20 protein-coding genes are annotated in these 23,438 nt (G+C 70.4%); 11 read left to right on the top strand and 9 right to left on the bottom strand.

Annotated elements, in window-relative coordinates; genetic code table 11:
• Window positions 1–11: 11 nt before the first annotated feature.
• Complete coding sequence (locus ACZ6SF_RS22245; protein ID WP_466064056.1) at window positions 12–1,622, bottom strand: (2,3-dihydroxybenzoyl)adenylate synthase; 1,611 nt, start codon at window positions 1,620–1,622, stop codon at window positions 12–14.
• Between the two features lie 204 nt (window positions 1,623–1,826).
• On the opposite strand from ACZ6SF_RS22245, the gene ACZ6SF_RS22240 reads away from it, so the two are divergent.
• From ACZ6SF_RS22240 to ACZ6SF_RS22230, 3 genes are all read left to right on the top strand, one after another.
• Window positions 1,827–2,705 (top strand): oxidoreductase, encoded by an 879-nt coding sequence (locus tag ACZ6SF_RS22240; RefSeq protein WP_466064055.1) that lies wholly within the window; start codon window positions 1,827–1,829, stop codon window positions 2,703–2,705.
• 104 nt (window positions 2,706–2,809) lie between these two features.
• Window positions 2,810–3,277, top strand: coding sequence for a carboxymuconolactone decarboxylase family protein (locus tag ACZ6SF_RS22235; protein WP_466064054.1), 468 nt, complete (start codon window positions 2,810–2,812; stop codon window positions 3,275–3,277).
• A 248-nt stretch (window positions 3,278–3,525) separates the two neighbouring features.
• Window positions 3,526–4,617 (top strand): 3-deoxy-7-phosphoheptulonate synthase, encoded by a 1,092-nt coding sequence (locus ACZ6SF_RS22230; protein WP_466064053.1) that lies wholly within the window; start codon window positions 3,526–3,528, stop codon window positions 4,615–4,617.
• 127 nt (window positions 4,618–4,744) lie between these two features.
• Here ACZ6SF_RS22230 and ACZ6SF_RS22225 read toward each other — a convergent pair whose 3' ends face one another.
• Window positions 4,745–5,356 (bottom strand): GNAT family N-acetyltransferase, encoded by a 612-nt coding sequence (locus ACZ6SF_RS22225; protein ID WP_466064052.1) that lies wholly within the window; start codon window positions 5,354–5,356, stop codon window positions 4,745–4,747.
• Between the two features lie 69 nt (window positions 5,357–5,425).
• Here ACZ6SF_RS22225 and sigJ point away from each other — a divergent pair, with 69 nt between their 5' ends.
• Window positions 5,426–6,355 carry an RNA polymerase sigma factor SigJ gene (gene sigJ / locus ACZ6SF_RS22220; protein ID WP_466064051.1) on the top strand — a complete coding sequence of 310 codons (930 nt, stop codon included), beginning with the start codon at window positions 5,426–5,428 and terminating at the stop codon, window positions 6,353–6,355.
• A gap of 29 nt (window positions 6,356–6,384) precedes the next feature.
• On the opposite strand, the gene ACZ6SF_RS22215 is transcribed toward sigJ, so the two are convergent.
• Window positions 6,385–7,029 (bottom strand): LysE family translocator, encoded by a 645-nt coding sequence (locus ACZ6SF_RS22215; protein WP_466064050.1) that lies wholly within the window; start codon window positions 7,027–7,029, stop codon window positions 6,385–6,387.
• A 137-nt stretch (window positions 7,030–7,166) separates the two neighbouring features.
• Here ACZ6SF_RS22215 and ACZ6SF_RS22210 point away from each other — a divergent pair, with 137 nt between their 5' ends.
• From ACZ6SF_RS22210 to ACZ6SF_RS22200, 3 genes are all read left to right on the top strand, one after another.
• Window positions 7,167–8,837, top strand: coding sequence for a DNA repair helicase XPB (locus tag ACZ6SF_RS22210; RefSeq protein WP_466064049.1), 1,671 nt, complete (start codon window positions 7,167–7,169; stop codon window positions 8,835–8,837).
• 41 nt (window positions 8,838–8,878) lie between these two features.
• Window positions 8,879–9,514 (top strand): DUF3239 domain-containing protein, encoded by a 636-nt coding sequence (locus ACZ6SF_RS22205; RefSeq protein WP_466064048.1) that lies wholly within the window; start codon window positions 8,879–8,881, stop codon window positions 9,512–9,514.
• Between the two features lie 468 nt (window positions 9,515–9,982).
• Window positions 9,983–11,383 (top strand): M1 family metallopeptidase, encoded by a 1,401-nt coding sequence (locus ACZ6SF_RS22200; RefSeq protein WP_466064047.1) that lies wholly within the window; start codon window positions 9,983–9,985, stop codon window positions 11,381–11,383.
• A gap of 10 nt (window positions 11,384–11,393) precedes the next feature.
• On the opposite strand, the gene ACZ6SF_RS22195 is transcribed toward ACZ6SF_RS22200, so the two are convergent.
• Entirely contained in the window at window positions 11,394–13,664 is a 2,271-nt protein-coding gene (locus ACZ6SF_RS22195; protein ID WP_466064046.1) for a helicase-associated domain-containing protein, read from the bottom strand.
• Between the two features lie 79 nt (window positions 13,665–13,743).
• On the opposite strand from ACZ6SF_RS22195, the gene ACZ6SF_RS22190 reads away from it, so the two are divergent.
• Window positions 13,744–13,932: a hypothetical protein gene (locus ACZ6SF_RS22190; RefSeq protein ID WP_466064091.1), complete on the top strand. Its 189-nt coding sequence runs from the start codon at window positions 13,744–13,746 to the stop codon at window positions 13,930–13,932.
• A gap of 71 nt (window positions 13,933–14,003) precedes the next feature.
• On the opposite strand, the gene ACZ6SF_RS22185 is transcribed toward ACZ6SF_RS22190, so the two are convergent.
• Window positions 14,004–14,663 carry a transglycosylase family protein gene (locus tag ACZ6SF_RS22185; protein WP_466064045.1) on the bottom strand — a complete coding sequence of 220 codons (660 nt, stop codon included), beginning with the start codon at window positions 14,661–14,663 and terminating at the stop codon, window positions 14,004–14,006.
• Window positions 14,664–15,042: 379 nt separating this feature from the next.
• Complete coding sequence (locus ACZ6SF_RS22180; protein ID WP_449999408.1) at window positions 15,043–15,288, bottom strand: hypothetical protein; 246 nt, start codon at window positions 15,286–15,288, stop codon at window positions 15,043–15,045.
• 189 nt (window positions 15,289–15,477) lie between these two features.
• On the opposite strand from ACZ6SF_RS22180, the gene ACZ6SF_RS22175 reads away from it, so the two are divergent.
• On the top strand, window positions 15,478–15,897 hold the full coding sequence (locus tag ACZ6SF_RS22175) for a cold-shock protein (RefSeq protein ID WP_466064090.1): 420 nt from the start codon (window positions 15,478–15,480) through the stop codon (window positions 15,895–15,897).
• Window positions 15,898–15,958: 61 nt separating this feature from the next.
• Here ACZ6SF_RS22175 and ACZ6SF_RS22170 read toward each other — a convergent pair whose 3' ends face one another.
• The 3 genes from ACZ6SF_RS22170 to ACZ6SF_RS22160 form a co-directional block, all read right to left on the bottom strand.
• Window positions 15,959–16,465, bottom strand: a complete 507-nt coding sequence (locus tag ACZ6SF_RS22170; protein ID WP_466064044.1) for a DUF2771 domain-containing protein — start codon at window positions 16,463–16,465, stop codon at window positions 15,959–15,961.
• Window positions 16,462–18,099 carry an MFS transporter gene (locus ACZ6SF_RS22165; RefSeq protein WP_466064089.1) on the bottom strand — a complete coding sequence of 546 codons (1,638 nt, stop codon included), beginning with the start codon at window positions 18,097–18,099 and terminating at the stop codon, window positions 16,462–16,464. The genes ACZ6SF_RS22170 and ACZ6SF_RS22165 overlap by 4 nt, the downstream gene beginning before the upstream one ends.
• A gap of 545 nt (window positions 18,100–18,644) precedes the next feature.
• Window positions 18,645–19,418: a glutaminyl-peptide cyclotransferase gene (locus ACZ6SF_RS22160; RefSeq protein WP_466064043.1), complete on the bottom strand. Its 774-nt coding sequence runs from the start codon at window positions 19,416–19,418 to the stop codon at window positions 18,645–18,647.
• 17 nt (window positions 19,419–19,435) lie between these two features.
• Here ACZ6SF_RS22160 and ACZ6SF_RS22155 point away from each other — a divergent pair, with 17 nt between their 5' ends.
• The gene (locus ACZ6SF_RS22155; RefSeq protein ID WP_466064042.1) at window positions 19,436–20,500 is read left to right on the top strand and encodes a DUF3027 domain-containing protein; all 1,065 of its coding nucleotides are present in this window, start codon (window positions 19,436–19,438) and stop codon (window positions 20,498–20,500) included.
• A 135-nt stretch (window positions 20,501–20,635) separates the two neighbouring features.
• Complete coding sequence (locus ACZ6SF_RS22150) at window positions 20,636–23,413, top strand: sacsin N-terminal ATP-binding-like domain-containing protein (protein ID WP_466064088.1); 2,778 nt, start codon at window positions 20,636–20,638, stop codon at window positions 23,411–23,413.
• Window positions 23,414–23,438: the final 25 nt, after the last annotated feature.

Genomic DNA, 23,438 nt, shown 5'->3' with positions numbered 1-23,438 from the left:
TTCCGGCGGGTCTACCCCTGCGCGCGCAGCGCCTTCTTGTCGATCTTGCCGACCGCGGTCACCGGCAGGGTCTCGGCGCGGCGCAGAACATCGGGGAGTTTGAAGGTCGCCAGGCCGCGGTCGGTGAGGAATTCCTTGATCTCGGCCAGCGTCGGCATCGTCTCGGTGACGACGAGTACCGCGCAGACCTTCTCCCCGAGGCCGGGATCGGGCAGGCCGACCGCCGCGGCGTGCCGCACCGCGGGATGGGCGAGCAGATGCTCCTCGAGCTCATCGCAGGAGACGTTCTCCCCGCCGCGGTTGATCACGTCCTTGATCCGGCCGGAGACCACCAGGTGCCCGCTGGGCAGGCGGCGCACCAGATCGCCGCTGCGGTAGTAGCCGTCCGGGGTGAAGGCGCGGGAATTGTGTTCGGCCGCGCGGTAGTACCCGCGCAGGGTGTACGGGCCCCGGGTGAGCAGTTCGCCCTCCTCGCCGTCGGCGATATCGGCGCCGTCCTCGTCCACCACCCGGATCTCGTCGGCCGGGCACAGCGGCCGGCCCTGAGTGGTGCAGATGAGGTCCGGGTTGTCGTCGAGGCGGGTGAAGTTGAGCAGCCCCTCGGCCATCCCGAAGACCTGCTGCAGGGTCACGTTCAGCGCGGGGGCGACCTCGCGGGCGTTCACCTCGGCCAATTTGGCGCCGCCCACCTGCAGCAGGCGCAGGGAGGAGATATCGGCGTCCTCCCATTCCACCGCCGCCGACCAGAGCTGCGCCAGTGGCGGCACCACCGCCGTGACGGTGACGCGCAAGCGTTCGATCGTCGCGAACACGCTCTCCGGGCTGGGATCGGCGGCGAAGGCCAGCGCACCGCCGGTTGCCACGGTGCCCAGAATGCCCGGGCAGGCCAGCGGGAAGTTGTGCGCGGCGGGCAGGGTGGCCAGGTAGACATCCGTTTCGCCGAGCTCGCAGACCGCGGCGCTGGCGGTGGCGTTGTAGACGTAGTCGTCGTGGGTGCGGGCGATCAGCTTCGGCAGCCCGGTGGTGCCGCCGGAGACCAGCATCAGCGCGATATCGGCGGGGTCGGGGTCCGGCAGCGTGCCCGAATCCCGGGGAACGGACATGAGATCGGTGAACTCGCCGGGCTCACCCAGCACCAGGACGTGGCGCAGTGCCGGGACGGCGTCGCGAACGGTCGCGGCCAGTTCCCGGTAGTCGAAATCGCCGAGCCGGTCGGCGATCAGGTAGGCGACCGCACCGGACAGCGCGGTCAGGTGCTCGATCTCGGCGCGCCGGTGGGCCGGCAGCGTGAGTACCGGGATGATCCCGGCCCGCAGCAGGCCGAACAGCGCGATCGCGAATTCCGGCGCGTTGGGGAGTTGCACCACCACCCGGTCACCGGGGGCGATGCCGAGCGCGAGGAACCCGTAGGCCATCCGGTCGGCCTCGGCGTCGAGTTCGGCGTAGGTGAGCGGCCGGTCGCCCAGCAGCGCCGGGCGGGCGGGTTGCCGGCGTGCCGTCTCGCGCAGCAGTTCGCCCACGGTGGTGCCGCTCCAGTAGCCGGCGGCCCGGTAGGCGTCGGCGAAGTCCGCCGGGAAGGGAACGTAACCGTCACGATGAGTGCCGGCGGCGGTGGAAGTCACGATATGCCTCTTGGAAACTGGGACCCGAATGCGTGTGCGGCGCGCTTCTGGTCTGAGAATAGGTTAGGCAACCCTACCTAATTTGAAAAGGGGCGGGTATCGCAACCGCTGGTCGCGACCGGTATCCGGATCCCCGGTTCCGCCGCCGCGGCACCGCGATCGTCGTGTCCGGTGTGCGGGGCCCGCGCGCATTAGACTCGGCCCATGAGTGGTTGGGGCGTCGGGGACATCCCGGATCAGCAGGGTCGGACCTTCATCATCACCGGAGCGAACAGCGGACTGGGCGCGGTGGCCGCCCGGGCCCTGGCAGGGGCGGGGGCACGGGTCGTCCTGGCCTGCCGGAATCTGGACAAGGCGCGGGGTGTCGCCGACGAGATCGGGGAGCGGGCCACCGTCCGGCACCTCGATCTGGCCGATCTGTCCTCGGTGCGGACCTTCGCCGCCGAGGTCGGCGACGCGAACGTGCTGATCAACAATGCCGGCGTCATGGCGGTACCGCTGCGCCGGACCGCCGACGGTTTCGAGATGCAGGTCGGCACCAACCACCTCGGTCATTTCGCGCTCACCGGCCTGCTGCTGGGCAAGATCAGCGACCGGATCGTCACGGTTTCCAGTGGCGCCCACAATATGGGCGCCATCGACCTGGACGATCTGAACTGGGAACGCCGGCCGTACAAGCGCTGGGCCGCCTACGGGCAGTCGAAACTCGCGAACCTGCTGTTCGCTTTCGAGTTGCAGCGGCGGCTGACCGCCGCCGGCTCGGAGAAACTGGCGGTCGCCGCGCATCCGGGATACGCGGCCACCGATCTGCAGTCGCATACCGAATCCGTCCTGGACAAGGTGATGGCCGTCGGTAACAAGCTCGCCGCCCAGAGCGCGGAGATGGGCGCGCTGCCGGAACTGTATGCCGCCACGGCCGCCGTCGACCCGGGCGCCTACTACGGGCCCACCGGTCTGGGCGGGACCCGCGGCCATCCCGGTCCGTCGGGGTGTTCCAAGCGTGCGAAGGATCAGCTCACCGCGCGTTCGCTGTGGGATCTGTCCGAACGGCTGACCGGGGTGAAGTTCGACTTCTCGGCCTGACGGGCCCGACTGCCGGGGGCCGGAAAAACATTTCGAGGGTTTGTCACACCTTCTCGCTGAGCGTCGTCTTCCTGATGAGAACGCAGCGATGAAAGGACACCGACATGGAACCCCGTATGAACGTCTTCGAGAACAAGGTCACCGCGAGCTTCGCCCGGCGGCTCATCGCCGCCGAGAAGGCGGTCACCGATTCGGGGCTGCCCGGCGCCACCCACGAACTGGTGAAGATCCGGGTCAGCCAGATCAACGGCTGCTCGTTCTGCGTGGATATGCACACCAAGGACGCCGCGCACGCCGGGGAGTCGCAGACCCGGATCAACCTGGTGGCCGCCTGGCGGGAGGCGACGGTGTTCACCGAACCCGAACGCGCCGCCCTGGAACTGGCCGAGGCCGCCACCCGGCTGGCCGACGGCGGCGGCGTGAGCGACGAGAGCTGGCAGCGGGTCCGTAAGCACTACGACGACGAGCAGATCGGCGGACTGATGGCGGCGATCGCGGCCATCAACACCTGGAACCGGCTCAACGCCATCGCGCACACCCCGGCCGGCAGCTACGAGCCCGGTCAGTTCTGAATCAGCTCCGGGGCGGAATTGTGTTGTCTATCACTCTTATTCGGATGATTCCGCCCCGGATACACCTCGCCGGTTCACTGCCTGGTAGCCTGATCAATCGTGCAGCGCGTGTATTTCTGGTTTAGCAAGCCGGCCCGGGGCGGGTCGGTCTGCGGCAACCACGCGCGCTGACCAGTTCACCCCGAGCCGGACGACCGGCTCGACGGGGATCGTTCCGTGGGTCGGCATGAACGAGAAGGACACCCACGATGACAACCGCAGTCGATATCGATGCCATTCATTCTGATCTCGACGATCAACGCACACTCAGTGTGAGCCCGTTACGCTCCCCGGCGGAGGTTCGCCGGGTGCACGCCATCACCGACGACCACGCCGCCACCGTGCGCTCCGGCCGGCGGTCCACCGTCGACGTGCTCAACGGTACCGACGACCGCCTCATGGTGATCGTCGGCCCGTGCTCGGTCCACGATCCCGCGGCCGCCCTGGACTACGCCCGGCGCCTGGCCGCGGTCTCGGCCGACCTGTCCGACCGGCTGCATCTGGTGATGCGGGTGTACTTCGAGAAGCCGCGCACCACCCTGGGGTGGAAGGGCCTGATCAACGATCCGCACCTCAACGGCAGTTTCGACGTCAACACCGGGTTGGGAATCGGCCGGCAGCTGCTCCTCGACATCACCGCGCTGGGACTGCCGGTGGCCTGTGAATTCCTCGACCCGATCACCCCGCAGTACATCTCCGATCTGGTGTCCTACGGCGCGATCGGCGCCCGCACCGCGGCCAGCCAAGTGCACCGCCAGCTCAGTAGCGCCCTGTCCATGCCGGTCGGGATCAAGAACGGTACCGACGGCGATGTGCAGGTCGCGGTGGACGGCGTCCGTGCCGCCGCCGCCAGCCATGTGTTCCCGGGTACCGATCTGGAAGGCCGCTCGGCGCTCATCCAGACCGCCGGTAACGAGGACTGCCATGTGATCCTGCGCGGCGGGTCCAACGGTCCCAACTACGACGCCGCGTCGGTGGCCGACGCCCGCGCCCGGCTGGAGAAGTCGAAACTCCCGCAGCGGATCGTGGTGGACGCCAGCCACGGCAACAGCAACAAGGACCACAAGCGTCAGCCGATCGTGGTCGCCGATATCGCCGAGCGGCTCGCCGCCGGAGAGCCCGGTGTGGTGGGCGTGATGCTGGAGAGCTTCCTGGCCGCCGGTCGCCAGGACCTGACCCTGGGCCGGGCCGAGGATCTCACCTACGGACAGTCGATCACCGATTCCTGCATGGACTGGGAGACCACCGCGGCCCAGCTGAACCGTCTGGCCGACGCGGTCGCGCAGCGGCGCCGGCGCTGACCGGCGGTGACGGCCGCCGCACGGTGCACGCCGCCGCGCCACGCGGACCGTGGGGTCCGCGTGCGCGGGCGGCGGCGCGGGTGTCGCACCGGGGCGCGGCGATCGTCGTAACCGCCGGTCTCGCGTCTCAGATCCCGGCCGGCCAGTTGTCGGCGGGGCCGGGCGGATCGGTCCGCAGCCGGGCGGCCATCCAGTGGTCCCGCCGGACCCCTCGATGTTCACTGCCGAGGCGGGCCAGCCCCTCGTAGCGGAACCCGTGTTTGCGGGCGACCGCGGCCGAGGGATGGTTGCCGGCAAAAGCGCGCCAGAAGATGCGGATCAACCCCATACCGTTCGGATCGAAGCCGAAATCGCAGGCCAGGGTCACGGCCCGGGAGATCAGTCCCTGCTTGCGATGGTCGGGTGCGAGCCAGAAACCGATCTCGGCGGCGGTGTCGTCGCGCGGCCGGGTTCCCAGGCTGACGGTGCCCAGCAGCCGGCCGTGCTCGGCGAGCCGGATACCCCAGATAGGGCTGCGACCCGCCCAGCCCTCCGCGACGGTGCCGGTGACGAAGTCGACCGCGTCCTCGCGACCGTAGGGCCACGGGATCGTCACCCATTCGCGGATCGCCGGATCCTGGCAGCATGCGGTGATCGCGTCCAGATCCGACTCCACCGGCCGGCTCAGCCAGACGGTGCCATCGGTCAGCGTGCACTCCTCCATCTGGTACATGGTGGCAGCCGAGTCCCGTTGCGGCATCTGTTTTTCCTGGTCCGCCGCACCGGGTCGGCGCAGGGCCCGGGCGGGTGGGTCCGTAGAATCCGGGCGGTGGTAGCCGCGCTTCTCGCCGACCTGTTCGAATCGCATCGCGCGCATCTGCTCGGAGTGGCCTACCGGCTGACCGGCAGTGTCGCCGATGCCGAGGACGCGGTGCAGGAGAGCTGGCTGCGGCTGGCCGGTACCTCGCAATCGGAGATCCAGGATCTGCGGGCCTGGCTGACCACGGTGGTGTCCCGGCTGTGTCTGGACCGGTTGCGCAGCGCGGCCGTGCGCCGGGAAAACTATGTGGGACAGTGGCTTCCGGAGCCGGTGGTGACCCCGCTCGCGCGGCCCGCGCAACCCGATCCGCTGGCGACGGTGGTGGCACGCCAGGAATTCCGGCTGGCGGCGCTGGTGGTACTGGACCGGCTCACCCCACCGCAGCGCGTCGCCTTCGTTCTGCACGAGGGTCTGGACATTCCGTACGGGGAGATAGCGTCCATCCTGGATATCACCGCGGAAGCCGCGCGCCAGCTGGCGGCCCGGGCCCGGAAGGCGGTGCGGGAACAGACCCCCGAAGCGGTGGCCGACAGTGAGCACGAGGCGGCGGTGCAGCGGCTCATGGTGGCGCTGGACACCGGCGACGCCGCCGCCGTGACGGCGGTGCTGCATCCGGACGCGGTGATGATCGGCGACAGCGGTGGCACCACCGCGACCGCCCGCAATGTGATCGTCGGGCCGGACAAGGTGGCCCGCCTGTTCTTCGGGCTCATCCGCCGCTACGGACTGGACCGGCCCGGAGCGGAGTTCCTGGAATCCGGGGTCGAGTTCGTGCGGGTGAACGGCCAGCTCGGGGCGTTGTTGCACGGCCGCCCGGCGAGCGGCGGGTATCCGGGGTATCCGTCGCGGGTGATGGGATTCACCGTGGTGGACGGCCGGATCAGGGGCGCCTACGACGTCGCCAACCCGGCGAAGCTGACCGGTATCCGGCTCGCCTGACCGCCGCCGGCCGCGCAGCGGAACCGCGGTCAGGCCGGGGCCGGGCGGGTGCGGTCCACGAGCAGCAGGGTCGCCATCGCGCCCAGGACCGTGCCCATCAACCACCGCTGTACCCGCAGCCAGACGGGACGACCGGCCAGGAAACCGGCGACCGTGCCCGCGGTGCAGACGATGAGCGCGTTCACCACCAGTGCCACCGAGATCTGCACCGAGCCCAGGCACAGGCTCTGCCACCACACGGGAGCGCCGCCGGGCGCGACGAACTGGGGTATCAGCGCCAGGTACATGACCGCGATCTTGGGATTGAGCAGATTGGTCACCAGGCCCATCGTGAACAGCCGTCCGGTGGACTCGCGCGGTAGCGGATCCGGGGCGAACACCGAGGCCGAGCCCGGGCGGAGGGTTTTCCACGCCAGCCACAGCAGATAGGCGGCTCCGGCGAGCTTCAGCGCCGTGTAGAGCTGCGGGACCAGGGTGAACACGGCGGTGATCCCGGTGGTCGCGGCCGTCAGGTACGCGCCGAAACCGGCCGCCACCCCGGCCAGCGAGATCAGGCCCGCCCGGCGGCCCTGCGAAATGGTCCGGGAGACCAGATACATCATGTTCGGACCGGGGGTGAGGACGAGCCCGAGCGCGGCCGCCGCCACCCCGGCCAGCGCCGAGTACTCGATCATGGATTCCATCGTGGCCGGGCCGGCCGGCGATGTCTCGGTCCAGTCGGGCGGCACTGGCCACGCTCCCGCACCCGGGCCACGGCCCCTGTCGGAGGGTTCGGGGACAATGGACGCCAGCCGAGGTGAGGAGGTGCCCCGTGGCGGACGGGCCGCTTATCGTGCAGAGCGATAAAACAGTTCTTCTGGAAGTGGATCACGAACTCGCGGATGTGGCGCGGCAGGCGATCGCGCCGTTCGCCGAGCTGGAGCGGGCGCCCGAGCATGTCCACACCTACCGGATCACCCCGCTGGCCCTGTGGAACGCGCGGGCGGCGGGACACGACGCGGAGCAGGTGGTCGACGCGCTGGTCGGGCATTCGCGGTTCCCGGTCCCGCAGCCGCTGCTGGTCGATATCGTCGACACGATGGCCCGCTACGGCCGGTTGCAGCTGGTCAAACATCCGGCCCACGGATTGACGCTGGTGAGCCTGGACCGCGCGGTCCTCGCGGAGGTGCTGCGGCACAAGAAGATCGCGCCCATGCTGGGCGAGCGGATCGACGAGGACACCGTGCTGGTGCATCCGTCGGAACGGGGCCACATCAAACAGCAACTGCTCAAGATCGGCTGGCCCGCCGAGGACCTCGCGGGCTACGTCGACGGCGAGGCCCATGCCATCGACCTGGACTTCCAGGGCGCGAGCTGGCAACTGCGCGACTATCAGGAGATGGCCGCCGATTCGTTCTGGGCGGGCGGATCGGGAGTCGTGGTGCTGCCCTGCGGCGCGGGCAAGACCATGGTGGGCGCCGCCGCGATGGCCCGGGCCAAGGCCACCACCCTCATCCTGGTGACCAATACCGTCGCCGGTCGGCAGTGGCGGCGGGAACTGCTCGCGCGGACCTCGCTCACCGACGAGGAGATCGGCGAATATTCCGGGGAGCGCAAGGAGATCCGCCCCGTCACCATCGCCACCTACCAGGTCATCACCCGGAAATCCAAGGGCGAGTACAAACACCTCGAACTCTTCGACAGCCGCGACTGGGGCCTGGTGATCTACGACGAGGTGCATCTGCTGCCCGCCCCCGTCTTCCGTATGACGGCGGATCTGCAGTCGCGGCGGCGGCTCGGTCTCACCGCGACCCTGGTCCGCGAGGACGGCCGCGAAGGCGATGTCTTCTCGCTGATCGGGCCCAAACGCTACGACGCGCCCTGGAAGGATATCGAGGCCCAGGGCTGGATCGCGCCGGCCGACTGCGTCGAGGTCCGGGTGACCCTCACCGACGCCGAGCGGATGAGCTACGCGACCGCCGAACCCGAGGAACGCTACAAACTCTGCTCCACCGCCCACACCAAGATCGCGGTGGTGAAATCCATCCTGGCCCGCCACCAGGGCGCACCGACCCTGGTGATCGGCGCGTACCTCGAACAACTGGAGGAACTGGGCACCGCGCTGGACGCGCCGGTGATCCAGGGTTCCACGAAGAACAAGGAACGAGAGGCGCTGTTCGACGCGTTCCGGCGCGGCGAGATTCCGGTGCTGGTGGTGAGCAAGGTCGCGAACTTCTCCATCGACCTGCCGGAAGCGTCGGTCGCCGTCCAGGTCTCCGGAACGTTCGGGTCGCGGCAGGAGGAAGCCCAGCGGCTCGGTCGCCTGCTGCGCCCCAAACACGACGGCGGCCAGGCCCATTTCTATTCGGTGGTCGCCCGCGACACCCTCGACGCCGACTACGCGGCCCACCGGCAGCGCTTCCTCGCCGAACAGGGATACGCCTACCGCATCACCGATGCCGACGATCTGCTGGGACCCGCCATCGGCCAGGGCGATCAATAAGGGGCGGTCCGAGCCCGGCGAACTGTGTTAGGAATGGCGACGTGCGACGCTTCGAATTCGCGGTGGACCGCCGGCACGCCCACGCGGTCAACGAAGTGCTCGCCGGACGCCGCCGGGTGCGTCTCGCCGCCGTCCCCGCCGCACTGCTCGCCACCGCGGCCACCGCCTACCTGATCCGCCTCGGCCACCCCTGGTCCTACCCCCTCGCCCTGGCCTGCGCCCTGGGCGCCGCCACCGCACTCTGGGTGGCGCTGTGGGCGCCACGGCGAGCCGGCATCGCGCGACTCTACGCCGAGGGCGAACTGGTACCGGCCGTCGTCTCGCACACCGATCAGCGGGGCGCGGTTCTGCTGGCACTGGTGAACGTGGCGCGGCGTGATACCGGGGAATCGCGCTACGCCCTGGTCACCAAAACAGTCCGCACACTGCCCGGACACCGGATCACCACGGGCGAACGCGTCCCCGCCATCGCGGTACGCGGCGACCTCACCAGCCGCACGATCGGACAGCGCTGGTTCCCGGTGGACGCCATGCCGATCGCCTGGGGGACAGCGGATATCGCCGTCATCGCCCGCGCCCGCGCCGCCATCGCCGAAAACGAATGGCGCCTACTGACCGACAACCTGACCCTCGCCGAACAAGTCCAACGCAGCCCCACCAACCGCCTGCTGCTGTAATTTTGGAGCGGCTCCGCCGCTCGAGGGCGGGGCCCTATTAACCCCGGTTCTTCACTCCCGGCGGTCGGTCGCTGCGCTCCCTCCCTCTGGTCGCTGCAGAACCGGGGCGGGCCCCGCCCATGGGGTGCGACCATTTGGACAATGGTGATAGACGCCGGGGGCGCCCTTTTCCCGACCCGCATATCCACGCGGGTTTCCCCAAGACATCTCCCGCCGAAAACACCCCACACCCTCGGCGAAAGCGCCGCACGAAAAGGGTTCGGCCCGCGTCGGCTGTCAGTGCTCGAAGCGCATGTGGCGAAGCCACGAGTCTCGAGCGCTGACAGCCGACGCTCAGGAGGGCCGAACCTCGAGCAGCGGAGCTGCTCCATCGACACAGCGCGGCGGAGGCGCGGTGATCATCACAACGGCTAACGTCGTCGGGCGGGGGTTACTGCTGCCCTCACTCGACTGTGGAAGGGGTTTCGTATGGGGTTCACCCGCTGGCTGGTTGCCGGGGTGGTGGTGCTGTCCGGTTTATCGTTCGCACCGGCCGGGGCCGAGGCGCCGGGGGTGCTGGCGGGGTCGGACGGATTGGGTGATCCCTATTTCCCGCAGGACGGGAACGGCGGGTACGACGCGCAGCACTACGAGGTGACCCTGGGGTACGACCCGGCGGATCATCAGCTCACCGGGTCGACCCGGATCGACGCGCTGGCGACTCAGCCGCTCACCTCGTTCAACCTGGATTTCAACGGTCCGCCGGTGCGGGCGGTGCGGGTGAACAACCTGCCCGCGGGGTTCGAGACGCGCGCACCGCACGAGTTGGTGGTGCGTCCGTCGCTACCGCTGTTGCCGGGACTGCCGTTCACCGTCACCGTCGACTACGCGGGTGTCGCGGCCGATACCGAGGGTGAGGGCTGGACCTACGCACCGACGGGTGGGGCCTTCGCCGCGGGTGAACCGCATTCGGCGACGACCTGGTACCCGCTCAACGATTCTCCCCGGGACAAGGCGACTTTCACGCTGCACACCACGGTCCCGGCGGAATGGGAGGTGATGTCGGGCGGGGTCCGGGTGCGGGACGAGGTGCGCGACGGCTCGCGGACGGTCACCTGGGAGCAGCGCAAGCCGGTGATCGGGTATCTCACCACGGTGGCCGTGGACCATTTCGATTACCTCGAGCAGCGCCGGGCGAACGGCACCCCGCTGCTGAGCGGGTTCGCTCCCGGTGTGGGGCATCTGCGCGAGCACGAGCAGCGTTTGCCGGAGGTGCTCGATTTCATCGAAAACCTCTACGGCCCCTATCCATTCGATACCGCGGGCGGGATCTACCTGTCCGCGCCGCTGCCGTTCTCGCTGGAGACCCAGACCCGGCCCACGTATGCCGACTGGGCGGATCTGAACACCGTGGTGCACGAGATGGCCCACCAGTGGTGGGGCGATTCGGTTTCGGTGTACAGCTGGTCCGATATCTGTCTCAACGAATGCCTGGCCAGCTACACCGCCGACTATCTGTGGCCCGAGCGAACAGAAGGCAAGGACGTCGACGCCGAGTACCGCGACACCGTGCGCCGGGTGCTGTCGAAGCCGAAGTTCTGGGAAGTGGCGCTGCAGAATCCGGGCCCCGAGCGTATGTTCACCTCGGTGTACTACCGCGGGCCGCTGTTCCTGCACGCGTTGCGTAAGCAACTGGGCGATACGGTGTTCTTCGGCGCGTTGCGGGAATTCGCGACCGCGCATGCCTACGGACATTCGTCGATGCCGGAATTCCGGGCCTTCATCCAGTCGAAATCGCCGGCGGATCTCGCCGGATTCTTCGATGCCTGGCTGCTCGGCACCACCCCGCCGCCGGACCAGTACCTGTACCCGGGGAATCTGCGCGGCTGACCACGGGGCGCTATTCGAGCAGCGCGACCGAGGAGATCCGGTGCAGGGTGAACTGCCGCAGGGTTCCGGTGACGGGGTCGAGGGCCTCGAGCTGACCGTTGCCGACCCGCACCGGTTCGACCACGCGCTGGATCGCGGTGCCCTTGGCGTCGACGTAGCCGATATGGACCTGGCGGCGGACCCGCGCGGCCAGTTGCAGCAGGGCCAGCGCGGCGGCGGTGCTGGTGCGGCTGCCATCGCTGCGCACGGCCTGGCCGGGGGCGGCGGTGGCCGCCCGGTCTCCGGCGCGTAGTTCGGTGACCAGTACTTCCAGCTGTTCGGTGCTGGGGGGAGCGGGCCGGTACGGCTGCCGGGCCAGCGGCCGCATATTGATCCGCGCGCCGCGCCGCCGCAGATCCACGATGGCGCCGGAGGCATCCTCACCCGCGGGGCTGAACCCCGCGGTCCGCAGTTCCTCGAACAGTTCGCCGAGCGGGGCCTGGGAGATCGCCACGGTCGGTGCGATACCGCGCAGGGCCAGTACGTCCGCGACCGGAGAGGCGAGCACCTGGGCGAGCAGTGCCGGATCCTCGCTGCGGACGAACGACTGCGCCATACCCGCCCGCAGTCGGCCGTGCCGGCGCGCCACATCGTCGATGAGGTAGGTGAGGGTCTGCGGGACGGGAGTCCGGGAATGGCGATCGAACAGACTGTGGAGTTCGGCGGCGGTGAACCCGGCGTCGAGTGCCCGCCGCAGCGATGCCTCGCCGATCCGGTAGACGGTCGCGGCGCCCGCCGATTCCACATCCGCGACCAGTTCGATCCGGCGGCTCAGTTCGGCGGTGAGGGGACCGGGCGCCACCACCGTCAGATCGGCCTGGACCAGGACATGATCGACCGGTTCGGGAAGCGCCGACTCCAGTTCCGCTTCGGCTCGCGCCGCGGATCCCGCCAGCAGCGCCCGCGCGGCCGCGGTGAGCGCGCCGCGGCCGACGAGTCCGAGCGTCGCGGCCTCCCGCACTGTCTGGTCGACGGCGCCGCCTCGATAGAGCCGCCGGCGCCGGGGCAGCCGCCAGGCGAGCAGCCTGGCGATATCGGCGGGTGGTACGGCAGTGCCGGAAGGTTGCTCGGTGAGGGCGTCGAGAATCGTGTGACGGTCGCGCACGGCGTAGGGGAGCCGGAGTTCGTGGGCGAGTGCCGCCATCGGTTTGTCCGCGCTGTCGCGGGAGCCGATCATCCAGGGATAGCGGTCCATTTCCAGCCAGGCCAGGGCGAGCGGGATCCAGCGGCGAGCGGGCGGCGCCTCCAGCCAGGAATCGGTGGCGGGGGTCGGCGCCCAGAAGTCTTCGGCATCGGCCTCGGGCGGCGGGTCGGGAAATCCCTTCTCGATGAGTTTCGCGGCGGCCAGCAACTCCACCAGCAGCCCGGCCCGGGTCTCGTCGACGCCGGCCGATTTGGCGACGCGCCGCAGCTCCCGTACCCCGAGCCCGCCCGCCCGTAGCGCCGGCGCGGGCGCCTGGCCCAGAACCTCCAGGATCGCCGCGCAGTGCCGCAGGAGTTCGCCGACCTCACCGGCTCCGACGCCGTTCACCTCGCTCATGGGATGCACTGTCGCCGCGGGTTCGGGCGGTGCCAGATGGTACGGATCGACGACCGGCTCCGACCGCAGTACCGCGCCGACCGCCGCCGGTAGTTCCACCGTCTCGTCGTCGACCCGGCGCAGTAGCTGCCGAGCCAGGAGCCGGGGGACCGGGCGATCCGCCGGGGCATCGGGTGCGGCGTCGCGGGTGCGCCCGCGGGGGCCGGTTTCGGCGAGTTTGTCCAGCAGGGCCCGTTCGGCGGCGGGCAGGCCGGGCAACGCGGCGGCGATCTCCGCCTCGGTCAGCGCCTCGGCCCGGGCCCCGCTGCCCAGGGGCCACGGCAGGGCTTCGGCGGTGGCGGGGACCAGGCGCAGCCGGTCGCCGTCGGGCCACACCAGCGCCCGGTCGCCCAGTTCGGTGAGCGCCGCGTCCACCGTGGCGGCCTTGGCCCGTCCGCGTAGCGAACGTTTCAGTTCGGTGCGGGTCATCGGCTCGTTTCCAGCGGCGGTATGCATCGCCAGGGCTTCCACGATCCCGAAGGCCACCGTGTCCAGATCGTCGGCGGCCCGCAGCACCGAGGCGCGTTGTTCGGCGCGGGTGGCCAGTACGGACATGGAGGAGGGCAGCGGTACCGCGAGATCCGGCCGCCGTTCGAGCAGAGCCACGAGTTGGGCATCGGATCGCCCGCCGAGCCAGGCGGTATAGGTGTTGGACCCGGTCATCCGGTCCAGATTAGCCGTGACCGGCGCGGGTGGTACCGGCATGGGTCACCCCGGCGTGCTCGCATGCCAGAATGAGGATGTGGTGAACAAATCGAAGAAACCCTACGTCGACAACGGATGGCCCGAGGTGGCCGACGGCGAGCACGCCGTCACCGAACTGTCGTCGGCCCGTTCCGGTAATCTCTCGCCCTTCGGCGAGGACACCGAGTTCCCGGTGGCTGCCGAACAGCTGCCGTATATCCATCCGAACACGGTTATCAACCGCTGAGCGGACGAACGAAAGAACCCCGCATCCGATGATGGGATGCGGGGTTCTTTCGTAGCTGTGGGTGGCGCCGCTCAGGAAGGCAGCATGCCCTTGTGGGTCTCGTAGAAGCCGAGGATGCCCGGATCCAGCTGGGGGTTGTTGGCCTTGACGGCCTGGAACAGATCCAGCGCGGGCTGCGGGACCTGAACGCCCTGCGCCTGAACCGCGGCGAGTGCGCGATCCACGGCGGTGTAGACCTCCTGCGACTGCGTCGGGGCGGCGGGCTGCGAAGCCTGGACCTGCGGCGCGGCGGGGGTGCTCTGGGTGCTCGGGGCCTCCGTCTGCACGGCGGGGGTGTCGGCCGGGGTTTCGCGCGGCGTGGCACCGCTGCTCAGGCCGAGCGAGGACGAGCAGGAGGGCCAAGCGCCCCAGCCCTGCGAGGCGAGTACTTTCTCGGCGACGACGATCTGCTGTTCGCGGGAGGCCTGGTTGGCGGTCGGGGCGTATTCGCCACCGCCGTTCGCCTTCCAGGTGCTCGGCGAGAACTGCAGGCCGCCGTGGTAACCGTTGCCGGTGTTGATGCCCCAGTTACCGCCGGCTTCGCACTGTGCGAGTCGATCCCAGTCGGAGTCGGGTGCCGCGCTGGCGGTACCGGCGAGGGCTGCGCCCGCACCACTGATCATGGCGCCGGTGACGGCGACCTTGGCGACAGTGCGACCGGTATTGGTGGGCTTGCGATGGCGTCCACTCATTCGGGTTCGTCTTCCTCTCGTACGCACCTGCGAGGGATTCGCTCGGGTCCAGGCTGAGAGGGTGCCCGTCCCGCCCTCGCCCCTCTGTTTTCCGTCGGGGTCCGGTACCCGCGGGGCGAGGTTCGGTGCGGCGGGCCGGTGGGCCGGGAGGCCCCGGCTGGGATAGACGGTACGACGTTCCCGCCGAAAAATCACTATTTGGTAACCGGCGTGTGCGGAGCGGTTGCGGAACGGTCTCGGGCCGAGGTCAGCGACTCTGCGCAGCTAGTGACGCCGCGCTACGGGAGCGCGACCCCGACACCCGCCCCGTTACCGTCTTGTTATGTGATCAGGATCACATAACGCTTGGGTCGCGACCGGGAAGGGTACTGAACAGTAGTCACCTGGATCGGCGTCCCGACCGCAGCGCGAAGATCAGCGCCAGGACGAAACCGACCGGCGCCAGCATCGCCCCGAGGTACAACCAGAGTCCCGGTTCGCCGTCGGTGAGGATCGGGGTCAGGAAGATCGCCACGACGGCGAGCAGCCCGATGGTGAAAAGGCCCAGTGCCACCTGCAGCAACCAGTTGCCGGACGGACGTCCGGGAGGCGGGGTGGAGGGGCCGGGATCGGCGGGGTTCGTCACTGTTCGACGGTAAAACCGATGTGCTGGTGCCATGCCCACCGGGGTAGACTCGGGAACGATCTCGCGTCCTGCATGCTTGCGGGGCGCGTTTTTCGAGTAATGGCAGGGCCCGCCACCGGCGGGTCCCGGCAGACGTGTGTGTCCGGGCCCGCAGGGCCGGGGTGCCGAACAGACGAACGGGTGAGCGCAGTGCCGACCGGCAAGGTGAAGTGGTACGACGTGGAAAAGGGCTTCGGCTTCCTTTCCCAGGACGAGGGGGAGGACGTCTATGTCCGCTCGTCCGCGCTGCCCCAGGGTGTGGAGGCGCTGAAGCCCGGCCAGCGGGTCGAGTTCGGGATGGCCGCCGGTCGCCGCGGCCCGCAGGCGCTGAGCCTGAAACTGGTCGAGGCGCCGCCCTCGGTCCGGCAGAACCAGGAGCGCAACTCCCGCAAGGAACCGCCCGCCCGCAAACACAGCCCGGACGAACTGCACGGCATGGTCGAGGACATGATCACGCTGCTGGAGGCGAAGGTGCAGCCGGATCTGCGCAAGGGTCGCTATCCCGACCGCAAGACCGCGCAGCGTATCTCCGAGGTGGTCCGCGCGGTCGCGCGCGAACTGGACAGCTGAGCGCCGACAGCGGCGAAATCAGGGGCCGGCCCGGTGGATCCGGGGCCGGCCCGTGATCGTCTCAGGCCGTTTTGATGGACCAGACGGCGTGCGGGATCGGGAATTCGTTCCCGGCCTCGTCGATGGCGATGATCATCACCTGCAGTTCCACTCCGATCAGCTCCAGCCCGGGCTCGGGCCGGGAGTCCACCGTGAGCGCCCGGACATCCTGGGGATGATCGCGGTAGGAACTCGGCTGCTCGACCACCTCGCCGTCTTCGCGGGCGTACAGCGGCAGCAACTCCCACGGGGTGCCGACGATCTCGTCCGGTAGCGAGATCTGCAGCGGATTACCCGCCGGGACCTCCAGGAACACGGTTTCGCCCTGGCGGCAGTCCTGCATCCGGACCGTGCAGTAGCGGAACGGCGGCACGGTGACGGTGGTCCCGTGTGAATAGGCGGTGAGTTCGGGCTCGTGCGGTTCGGCGTCGCGGGCCAGCAGCCACACGACGCCGGCGGTCGCGGCGACCAGGACCAGCACCCCGGCCAGGGCCAGTGCGAGCGTCGTGCGGACCTTGTTCGTACTCACCGGGCGGCGTCTCCTCGTGGTGGATGGTCGTGGTGCGAGACCTCCTGCTCGGCGTGCAGCGGACGGTGGCCGCCGAGGCCGGGGAGCAGGCTGTGCCCGCGGTAGCTCACCACAGTCTGGACGAGGCCCGCGGCGAGCACCGCACTGACCACCGCGAAACCCTTCCAGTAGTCGGTCGGCAGCAGGACGCCGCCCGCGCCGCCGATCACCCAGCTCAGCTGGAGCACCGTCTCCGAACGCCCGAATCCGGACGCGATCGACTCCGGTGGGAGATCGTCCTGGATCGCGGCGTCCAGTGAGACCTTGGCCAGCGCGCTCGCCCCGGCGGCGACCAGGGCCGCCAGCGCGGCGCCGAGCAGATTGTCCAGGACCAGCGCGGTCACCGCGGCGACCGTGCACGCGATCGTGCAGTTGACCACGATCAGGGACGGCCGCCCCAGCCGGAGCCGCGCACCGGTGGCGTTCCCGGCGAAGTTGCCGACGGCGGCGGCCGCGCCGACCAACCCCAGCATCGCCGCCTGCTGCACCGGGCGATGCTCGGTGGCCTTCGCGACGAACGCGACGTAGAAGGTCAGGAATCCGGTCAGCACCCGGATGCTGCCGTTACCCCAGAGCCCGGTGACCACGGCCCGCCCCAGCGGCTGACGGCGTTTGCGGGCCGGAACCGCGGCGTCCCCGTCCTCCGGCGAGCCGTCCTCGGGCCGGTGCCGGTGGTAGCCCAGCGTGGTGGGGACCTCGCCCTCGGTGATCTCGACCCAGCGCGGGATCTTCCAGCTCAGATAGGCGCCGCCGATCGCGATACCGGTCGCGAAGACCAGGGCGCCGGTGGAACCCGCGACCGCCGCGACGACCGCGGCGATTCCGCCGGCGCCCAGTGTCCCGCCGACCAGCCCGAAAACCGTGAGCCGGGAATTCGTGCGCACCAGGTCGATATCCGGGGGCAGCACCCGTGGGGTCACCGCGCTCTTGAGCACCGCGAACGATTTGCTGAGCACCATCATGCACAGCGCGAGCGGGTAGAGCACCCAGCTGTCGAAGCTGAAGATCAATACCACCGCGACCACCGCGCGCGCCGCGAAGGAACTGGCCAGCGCGAGCCTGCGCCCGCGCTGGAGCCGGTCCAGCGCGGGGCCGATCAGTGGGGCGATGATCGCGAAGGGGGCGATGGTGATCAGCAGATACAGCGCGACCTTGGATTTGCTCTCCGCGGTCGCGCTGGCGAAGAACAGCGTATTGGCCAGCGCGACCGCGATCGCGGCGTCCAGCGCGAAGTTCGCCATCGTGGCGTAGGTCAGGGCGGTGAGTCCCGATTTGTCGGCGCCGTCGGCTTCGGCGGCCCGGCGGAAAGTGGCGATGCCCTTTCCCGTGAGCTCGCGGCCGCGCATCGCCGCCACCCGGGTGACGGTGAGTTTGCGTGGGGCGCGGCGGCCGTCATCGGTATCCGGGCCGGGTTCGGCCGCGGGATACTCCACCGTCGGCGCCGGTTTCGTGAGGTCGGGGCGATCCGGCCGTTCGCCGGGATCGGGGGTCCGGTGCTGCCGGGGCTCGGGAGGCCGGCGGAACGCGCCGCGATCGGAGGCGCGGGATTGCGGGGCGGCGCCGTTGCCCTCGCCGATTCGGTGGGACGCGGTGATCGGAGCCGATTCGGTGAACGGCGCGGCCTGCCGCGGTGGAGTGGGCGCGGCCTGCCGCGGTGGGGTCGGCGCGGCCTGCCGCGGTGTTACCCGGGAAGCGTCGCGACCGGCCGGGGGCGCCGTGGCCCGGGTCCGGCCGAGCGAACCGAAGACGCGCGTGAACCGGCTGCCGCGCTCCGGCGCATGGGGCCCGTCGGCCGCGCGCGGCGGCACCCGGTCGCCGCCACGCGGCGCCGGGCCGCCGGATTCGCGACCGGGCCCGGGGTCGTCCAGGTGGTAGGGCCGGGTCGGCGGCGGCGCGGGGCGCGTGTGGCCGGCGTCGGGTTCGCTGTCGCGGTGTGGCACGTTCGGCGGTGGGTAGCGGTCGAAACCTGGATGCCGCTGGGGTGGCGGAGACTCGCCGGCGGGCCACCGACCGCGATCGGAACCGGAGGGCTCGCGGGAAGTGGGCACTCCTCAATTCTGGCCCACGCCGCGACGGCGCAAACCCCGCCCTGCTCGGTGCGGGTGGAAAGTGAGATGTGTCGCTTCGGACACGGGTGCGCTCAGGCCGGGACGAAACGCACTTCGAACATCGACGGCCAGTATTTTCCGGTGATCAGGAAGCGGTCGGTCCCGGGTATCTGGGCGATGCCGTTCAGCACGTCGGTGCCCGCGCGCTGGGCGGGGGTCAGCAGGCCCGACGCGTCGATCACCCCGAGGACACGCCCGGAGTCCGGATCGATACGCAAGATCTCGTCGGTCGGCCACGCGTTGGCGTAGACCGACCCGTCCGCCGCGCAGTCGAGTTCGTTCAGCCGGGCGTCGGTGCGGTCGGTGAGTGTCACCGAACCGGTGGGGGCGAAGGTGACGGGGTCGCGGAAGGTGAGGGTGGCCGACCCATCGCTCATGACCAGCCGCCCGTCGCGGGCGCACAGACCCCAGCCCTCGCCTTCGTAGTGGGCCCGGTTCTTCTCGGCCAGGGTCCGCGGATCGCGGGCGAAGGCCACCCCTTCTTTCCAGGTGATCTGCCACAGCGTGTCGCCGGCCAGAGTGACGCCTTCCCCGAAATACGGCAGCGGCACCTCGGCGCGCGCGAGTTCGGCGCCGTCGGGGACGGCGGTGGCGCGTACCCCGGACCGCCCGACCATTCCGGTGCTCTCGTACAGCACGGCACCGTCGATTTCCAGGCCCTGGGTGAACGCGGACGGGTCGTGGGGACGGGTCGCCAGCACCTCGGCCTTCAGGCCCGGCGGGGCTCCGTCGGCGTCCCCGCACGCGCTCGGAGCGAGCAGGCAGAGCAGCGCGGCACCGACCCAGGTACGCCGAGTGTGCTTCATACGGCAAAATGTAGACCGTGAGCGCAGTATCTGTTTCGGACACCGAGGTGCGGACGATCCTGGCAGGGGCCGTCGACCTGGCTCGTCGTGCGCTCCTGGACCTGGAACCGACCGGAGTCGGACCGCATCTCGGAGTCCGCGCCGAGGACGAATGCGCGGCCACCCACCGCTTCGAGGCCACCCTGCCGGGCTACCACGGCTGGCAGTGGGCCGTGGTGGTGGCGGCCGCGCCGGACACCGACCGGGTGACGGTGAGCGAATCCGCGCTGCTACCCGGTCCCGACGCGTTGATCGCGCCGGATTTCGTGCCCTGGGAGCAGCGGGTGCGGCCCGGCGACCTGGCCCCCGGCGATCTGCTCGCGCCGCCCGCCGACGATCCACGGCTGGCCCCCGGTTACACCGCCACCGGCGATCCCGAGGTCGACGAGGTGGCGTGTCAGGTCGGTCTCGGCCGGAAGCAGGTCTTGAGCCCCGAAGGCCGGGCCGACGCCGCCGAGCGCTGGTACGCCGAGCACGGTCCCGACACCGAGATGGCCAAGGCCGCACCGGGCACCTGTGAGACCTGTGGCTTCTACGTTCCCCTGGCCGGCGCGTTGCGGGCCGCGTTCGGGGTCTGCGCCAATGCCATGGGGGCCGACGGCCGGGTGGTGAACGCGGCTTACGGATGTGGTGCGCATTCGGACACCACCATGCCGACCGGCGCCGGTTCACCGATCTACGAGGCCTACGACGATGCCGCGGTCGAGATCGTCCCGGCGGAGGCCCGCACCCCGCGCGGAACCGGCGGCCGGGACGAGACCTCCGCGGGGTCCCCGGCGAGCGCGGCCGAGGTGCCGGCGCCCGGAGCGGCGGAGGATGCGGGCGAACCGGATACCGCGCCGGAAACCCCCGGGCCCGATACGACGGAATCCGGCGACGGCACCGGCGAACAGGCCGCGGAGAACGAGACGGAACAGGTCGCGGAGACCGGGGGCCCCACCGAAGGGGCTGTGCGCGACCGAGCGGACGCCGCCGAAGGGCCTCGCGACGAGGCGGACGCCGCCGATGCCGGAGCGGCGGGAGAGCCGGACGCCGGAGCGTAGCCGGACGGCGAGTCCGTCCCCGGCACGTAGGCTGTTTCGGTGAGCGAGACCGACGCGGCGGGCAATACCTTCGCAACTGTGGAAACATCCGCGGACCCGCGACCCGGCGGCGCCGACCCGTTCGGGACGGCCCGGCTGCGCGACGCGGTCCTTGCCGCGTGGCGCGATTCGCCGACCCGGCTGCGTGAGGACGCGGCGACCGAGGCCGATCTCGTCGCCGCCGGCTACCGCGACCGCCTGCTCACCGAATTGGCCCAGAACGCCGCGGACGCCGCGCGTGCCGCGGGTGTGCCCGGCCGGGTCGAGGTGCGGTGCAGCGGCCGGACCCTGTCGATAGCGAATACCGGCGCCCCGCTGGATACGCCGGGGGTGCACGCGCTGACGGCGCTGCGTTCGTCCGGGAAAACCGGCGGCGACGCGGCGGTGGGGCGGTTCGGGGTCGGGTTCACCGCCGTCCTGACCGTCAGCGACGAGATCGAGTTCCGTTCCACCAGCGGATCGCTGCGCTTCTCCCGCGCGGATACCCGGGCCGCGCTCACCGCGACCGGCATCTCCGTCCCGGCCCCGCCCGACGGTTTCCTCCCGCCGGTCCTGCGGCTGGCCTGGCCGGATCCCGCGGCGCCCCGGGCGGGCGCCGATACCGAGATCGTGCTGTCGTTGCGGGCGGATGTGGATCCGGAGGCACTGCTGGATTCCATGCGCGCCGAGGCCGTGGACCTGCTGCTGGAATTACCGGCGCTGCGCGAGATCCGGATCGGGGAGTACACCGTGCGCGCCGAGACCCGGGAGCTCGACCCGGCAGGCCTGACCGAACTGCGGGTCACCGCCGGTGACGTCGAGCAGGTGTGGTGGCAGTACCGCACCGAGCACGCCCGCTGGCTGGTCCCGGTGCGGGGCGGTGTCCCGGTCGCCGCGAAACCCGATGTACTGCGGGCGCCCACCCGGTCCGACGAAGAGCTGTCGCTGCCGGCACTGCTCATCGCGGATATCGCCATGCAGCCGGATCGCCGCAGACTGCTGCCCGGTGCGCGGCTTTCGGGCCTGGCGTCCGGGTACGCGGATTTCGCGCGGGCGCTGCCGCCGAGCGCACGCCTGGTACTGGTGCCCACGCCTGGGTTCGCCCGCAGCGAGGCCGACGGGCTGCTGCGCGAGGCACTGCTGGCCGAACTGCGGGACAGTCCCTGGGTTCCGGTGGTGCCGGTACCCGCCGGGGAATCCGGAGTCCCGGGCGATCCCGGCGGGGCGCCGGATCGCGTCGCGGTTCCCACGCGGGCGAGTGTATTTCCCGGCCTGACCTCCGATCTCGCCGATCTGCTCGCAGGCGTGCTGGATCCGCTGGTGCTCCCCGAATGGTCGGGATCCCGGCAGGCCGAGGCGCTGGCCGCCGTCGGTGTCCATCGGCTGGGGCTCGCGCGGCTGGCGGAATTGTCGAGTGGGCTGGACCGTCCACCGTCATGGTGGTTCGCGTTCTATACCGCGCTCGAACCCTTCGCCACCGATCCGCTGTCGGTCGAGGAACTGGGCGCGCTGGCGGTGCCGCTGGCCGACGGCCGGACGGTGACCGGGCCGCGGACGGTCGTCCTCGACGACGAACTGGCCGCCCTGTCCGATCCGGTGCCGGTGCACTGGGCCCGGCTGGTGCATCCGGGGGCCTCCCATCCGCTGCTGGCCCGGCTGGGCGCGTTGCGGGCGCGGGTGGCGGATCTGCTGTCGGATCCGGCGTTGCGAGCGGAACTGGCCGATCGTCCCGGCGATCCCGATACCGTCGACGCGGTGCTGCGGTTGGCGGCCGTGGCCGAGACGGACGCGTTACCCGCCTGGCTCGGACAACTCGAACTGCCCGATGACGCCGGTGAATCGCGCCCGGCCGACGAACTGCTGCTGCCGGACGCGCCGCTGATCGAACTCCTGGTCGCCGATTCGCCCTTCGGCGTGGTCGCACGCGAAGTGGTCGCCGAATACGGCACGCCGGCGCTCGAGGCGATCGGTGTGGGCCGGGATTTCGGGATCGTCGCCGAAACCGATCCCACCGGACCCGATCACCATCTCGACGACGAGGAGACCTGGTGGGCCGGGCTTTCCGAGGATCCGCCGGAGATCGTGGCGGTGCGCGATCTCGATCTGGTGGACGACGCGGCCTGGCCCGAGGCGCTGTGGCGGCTGCTGAGCACCGCACACATCCGACCGCTGCTGGCCGACCCGGAAGGCTATACCGCGTGGTGGTTGCGCCGGTACGCGCGAATCGACGGGATCGCGCTGGGCGGCTACCGGCACCCCGCGGATGCCGAATTCGCCGGACTGCTACCGGAACTGCCGATCCCGGGACTGTCCCGCACCGATCTGGATGCGCTGCGCGGCTGTCTGGCCGACCCGGACACCATCGATCAGCCGCTGGCCGCGATGCTGCTGGAAGCGCTGGCGGACGGTGGCAGAACGCCCGCCCCCGAAGTGGTTTCACTGATCCACACCAGGCTCGGGGCGGCCGTGGGGCGACTCGATCTGACCACCATCGACCCGCCGGACCGGGTGCGGGCGCTCACCGGTGCGGTGATCGACGCGTCCGACGCGCTGGTGCTGGATCAGGCCTGTTTCGGTCTCGCGGTGCCGCCCGACCGGCTGGTGGTCGCGGATCCGGACACGGCGGCGGATCTGGCCGCCCTGCTCGATCTACCGCTGGTCTCGGAAGAGGTGACGGCGGAGATCCTGGGCCGGGGCCGCGAAACCGAATGGGCACGCGAACCACTGGGAGTGGTACTGCGGCGGCTGTTCGGTCTCCCGGCGCAGGACGGACCGCTGGTCGTGCACGACGAACTCCGGGTGCGTCTTTCCGGTGCGGTGGCGCGCACCGTCTCGGTGCCGTGGTGGCAGGACGGCGAGACGACCCATGTCCTGCGGCCGGTTCCGGAATCGTGACGCGGGCGCGGCAGCGGCCGCGCCG

The sequence above is a fragment of the Nocardia sp. NPDC049935 genome (assembly GCF_055586645.1).
This window is presented reverse-complemented; position numbering and strand designations above follow the sequence as displayed.

Coding starts and splice junctions, on each gene's coding strand:
- ACZ6SF_RS22195 (WP_466064046.1), bottom strand. CDS start 13,664: ATGACCGGGTCCAACACCTATACCGCCTGGCTCGGCGGGCGATCCGAT.
- ACZ6SF_RS22200 (WP_466064047.1), top strand. CDS start 9,983: ATGGGGTTCACCCGCTGGCTGGTTGCCGGGGTGGTGGTGCTGTCCGGT.
- ACZ6SF_RS22230 (WP_466064053.1), top strand. CDS start 3,526: ATGACAACCGCAGTCGATATCGATGCCATTCATTCTGATCTCGACGAT.
- ACZ6SF_RS22185 (WP_466064045.1), bottom strand. CDS start 14,663: ATGAGTGGACGCCATCGCAAGCCCACCAATACCGGTCGCACTGTCGCC.
- ACZ6SF_RS22160 (WP_466064043.1), bottom strand. CDS start 19,418: ATGAAGCACACTCGGCGTACCTGGGTCGGTGCCGCGCTGCTCTGCCTG.
- ACZ6SF_RS22215 (WP_466064050.1), bottom strand. CDS start 7,029: ATGATCGAGTACTCGGCGCTGGCCGGGGTGGCGGCGGCCGCGCTCGGG.
- ACZ6SF_RS22235 (WP_466064054.1), top strand. CDS start 2,810: ATGGAACCCCGTATGAACGTCTTCGAGAACAAGGTCACCGCGAGCTTC.
- ACZ6SF_RS22240 (WP_466064055.1), top strand. CDS start 1,827: ATGAGTGGTTGGGGCGTCGGGGACATCCCGGATCAGCAGGGTCGGACC.
- ACZ6SF_RS22225 (WP_466064052.1), bottom strand. CDS start 5,356: ATGCCGCAACGGGACTCGGCTGCCACCATGTACCAGATGGAGGAGTGC.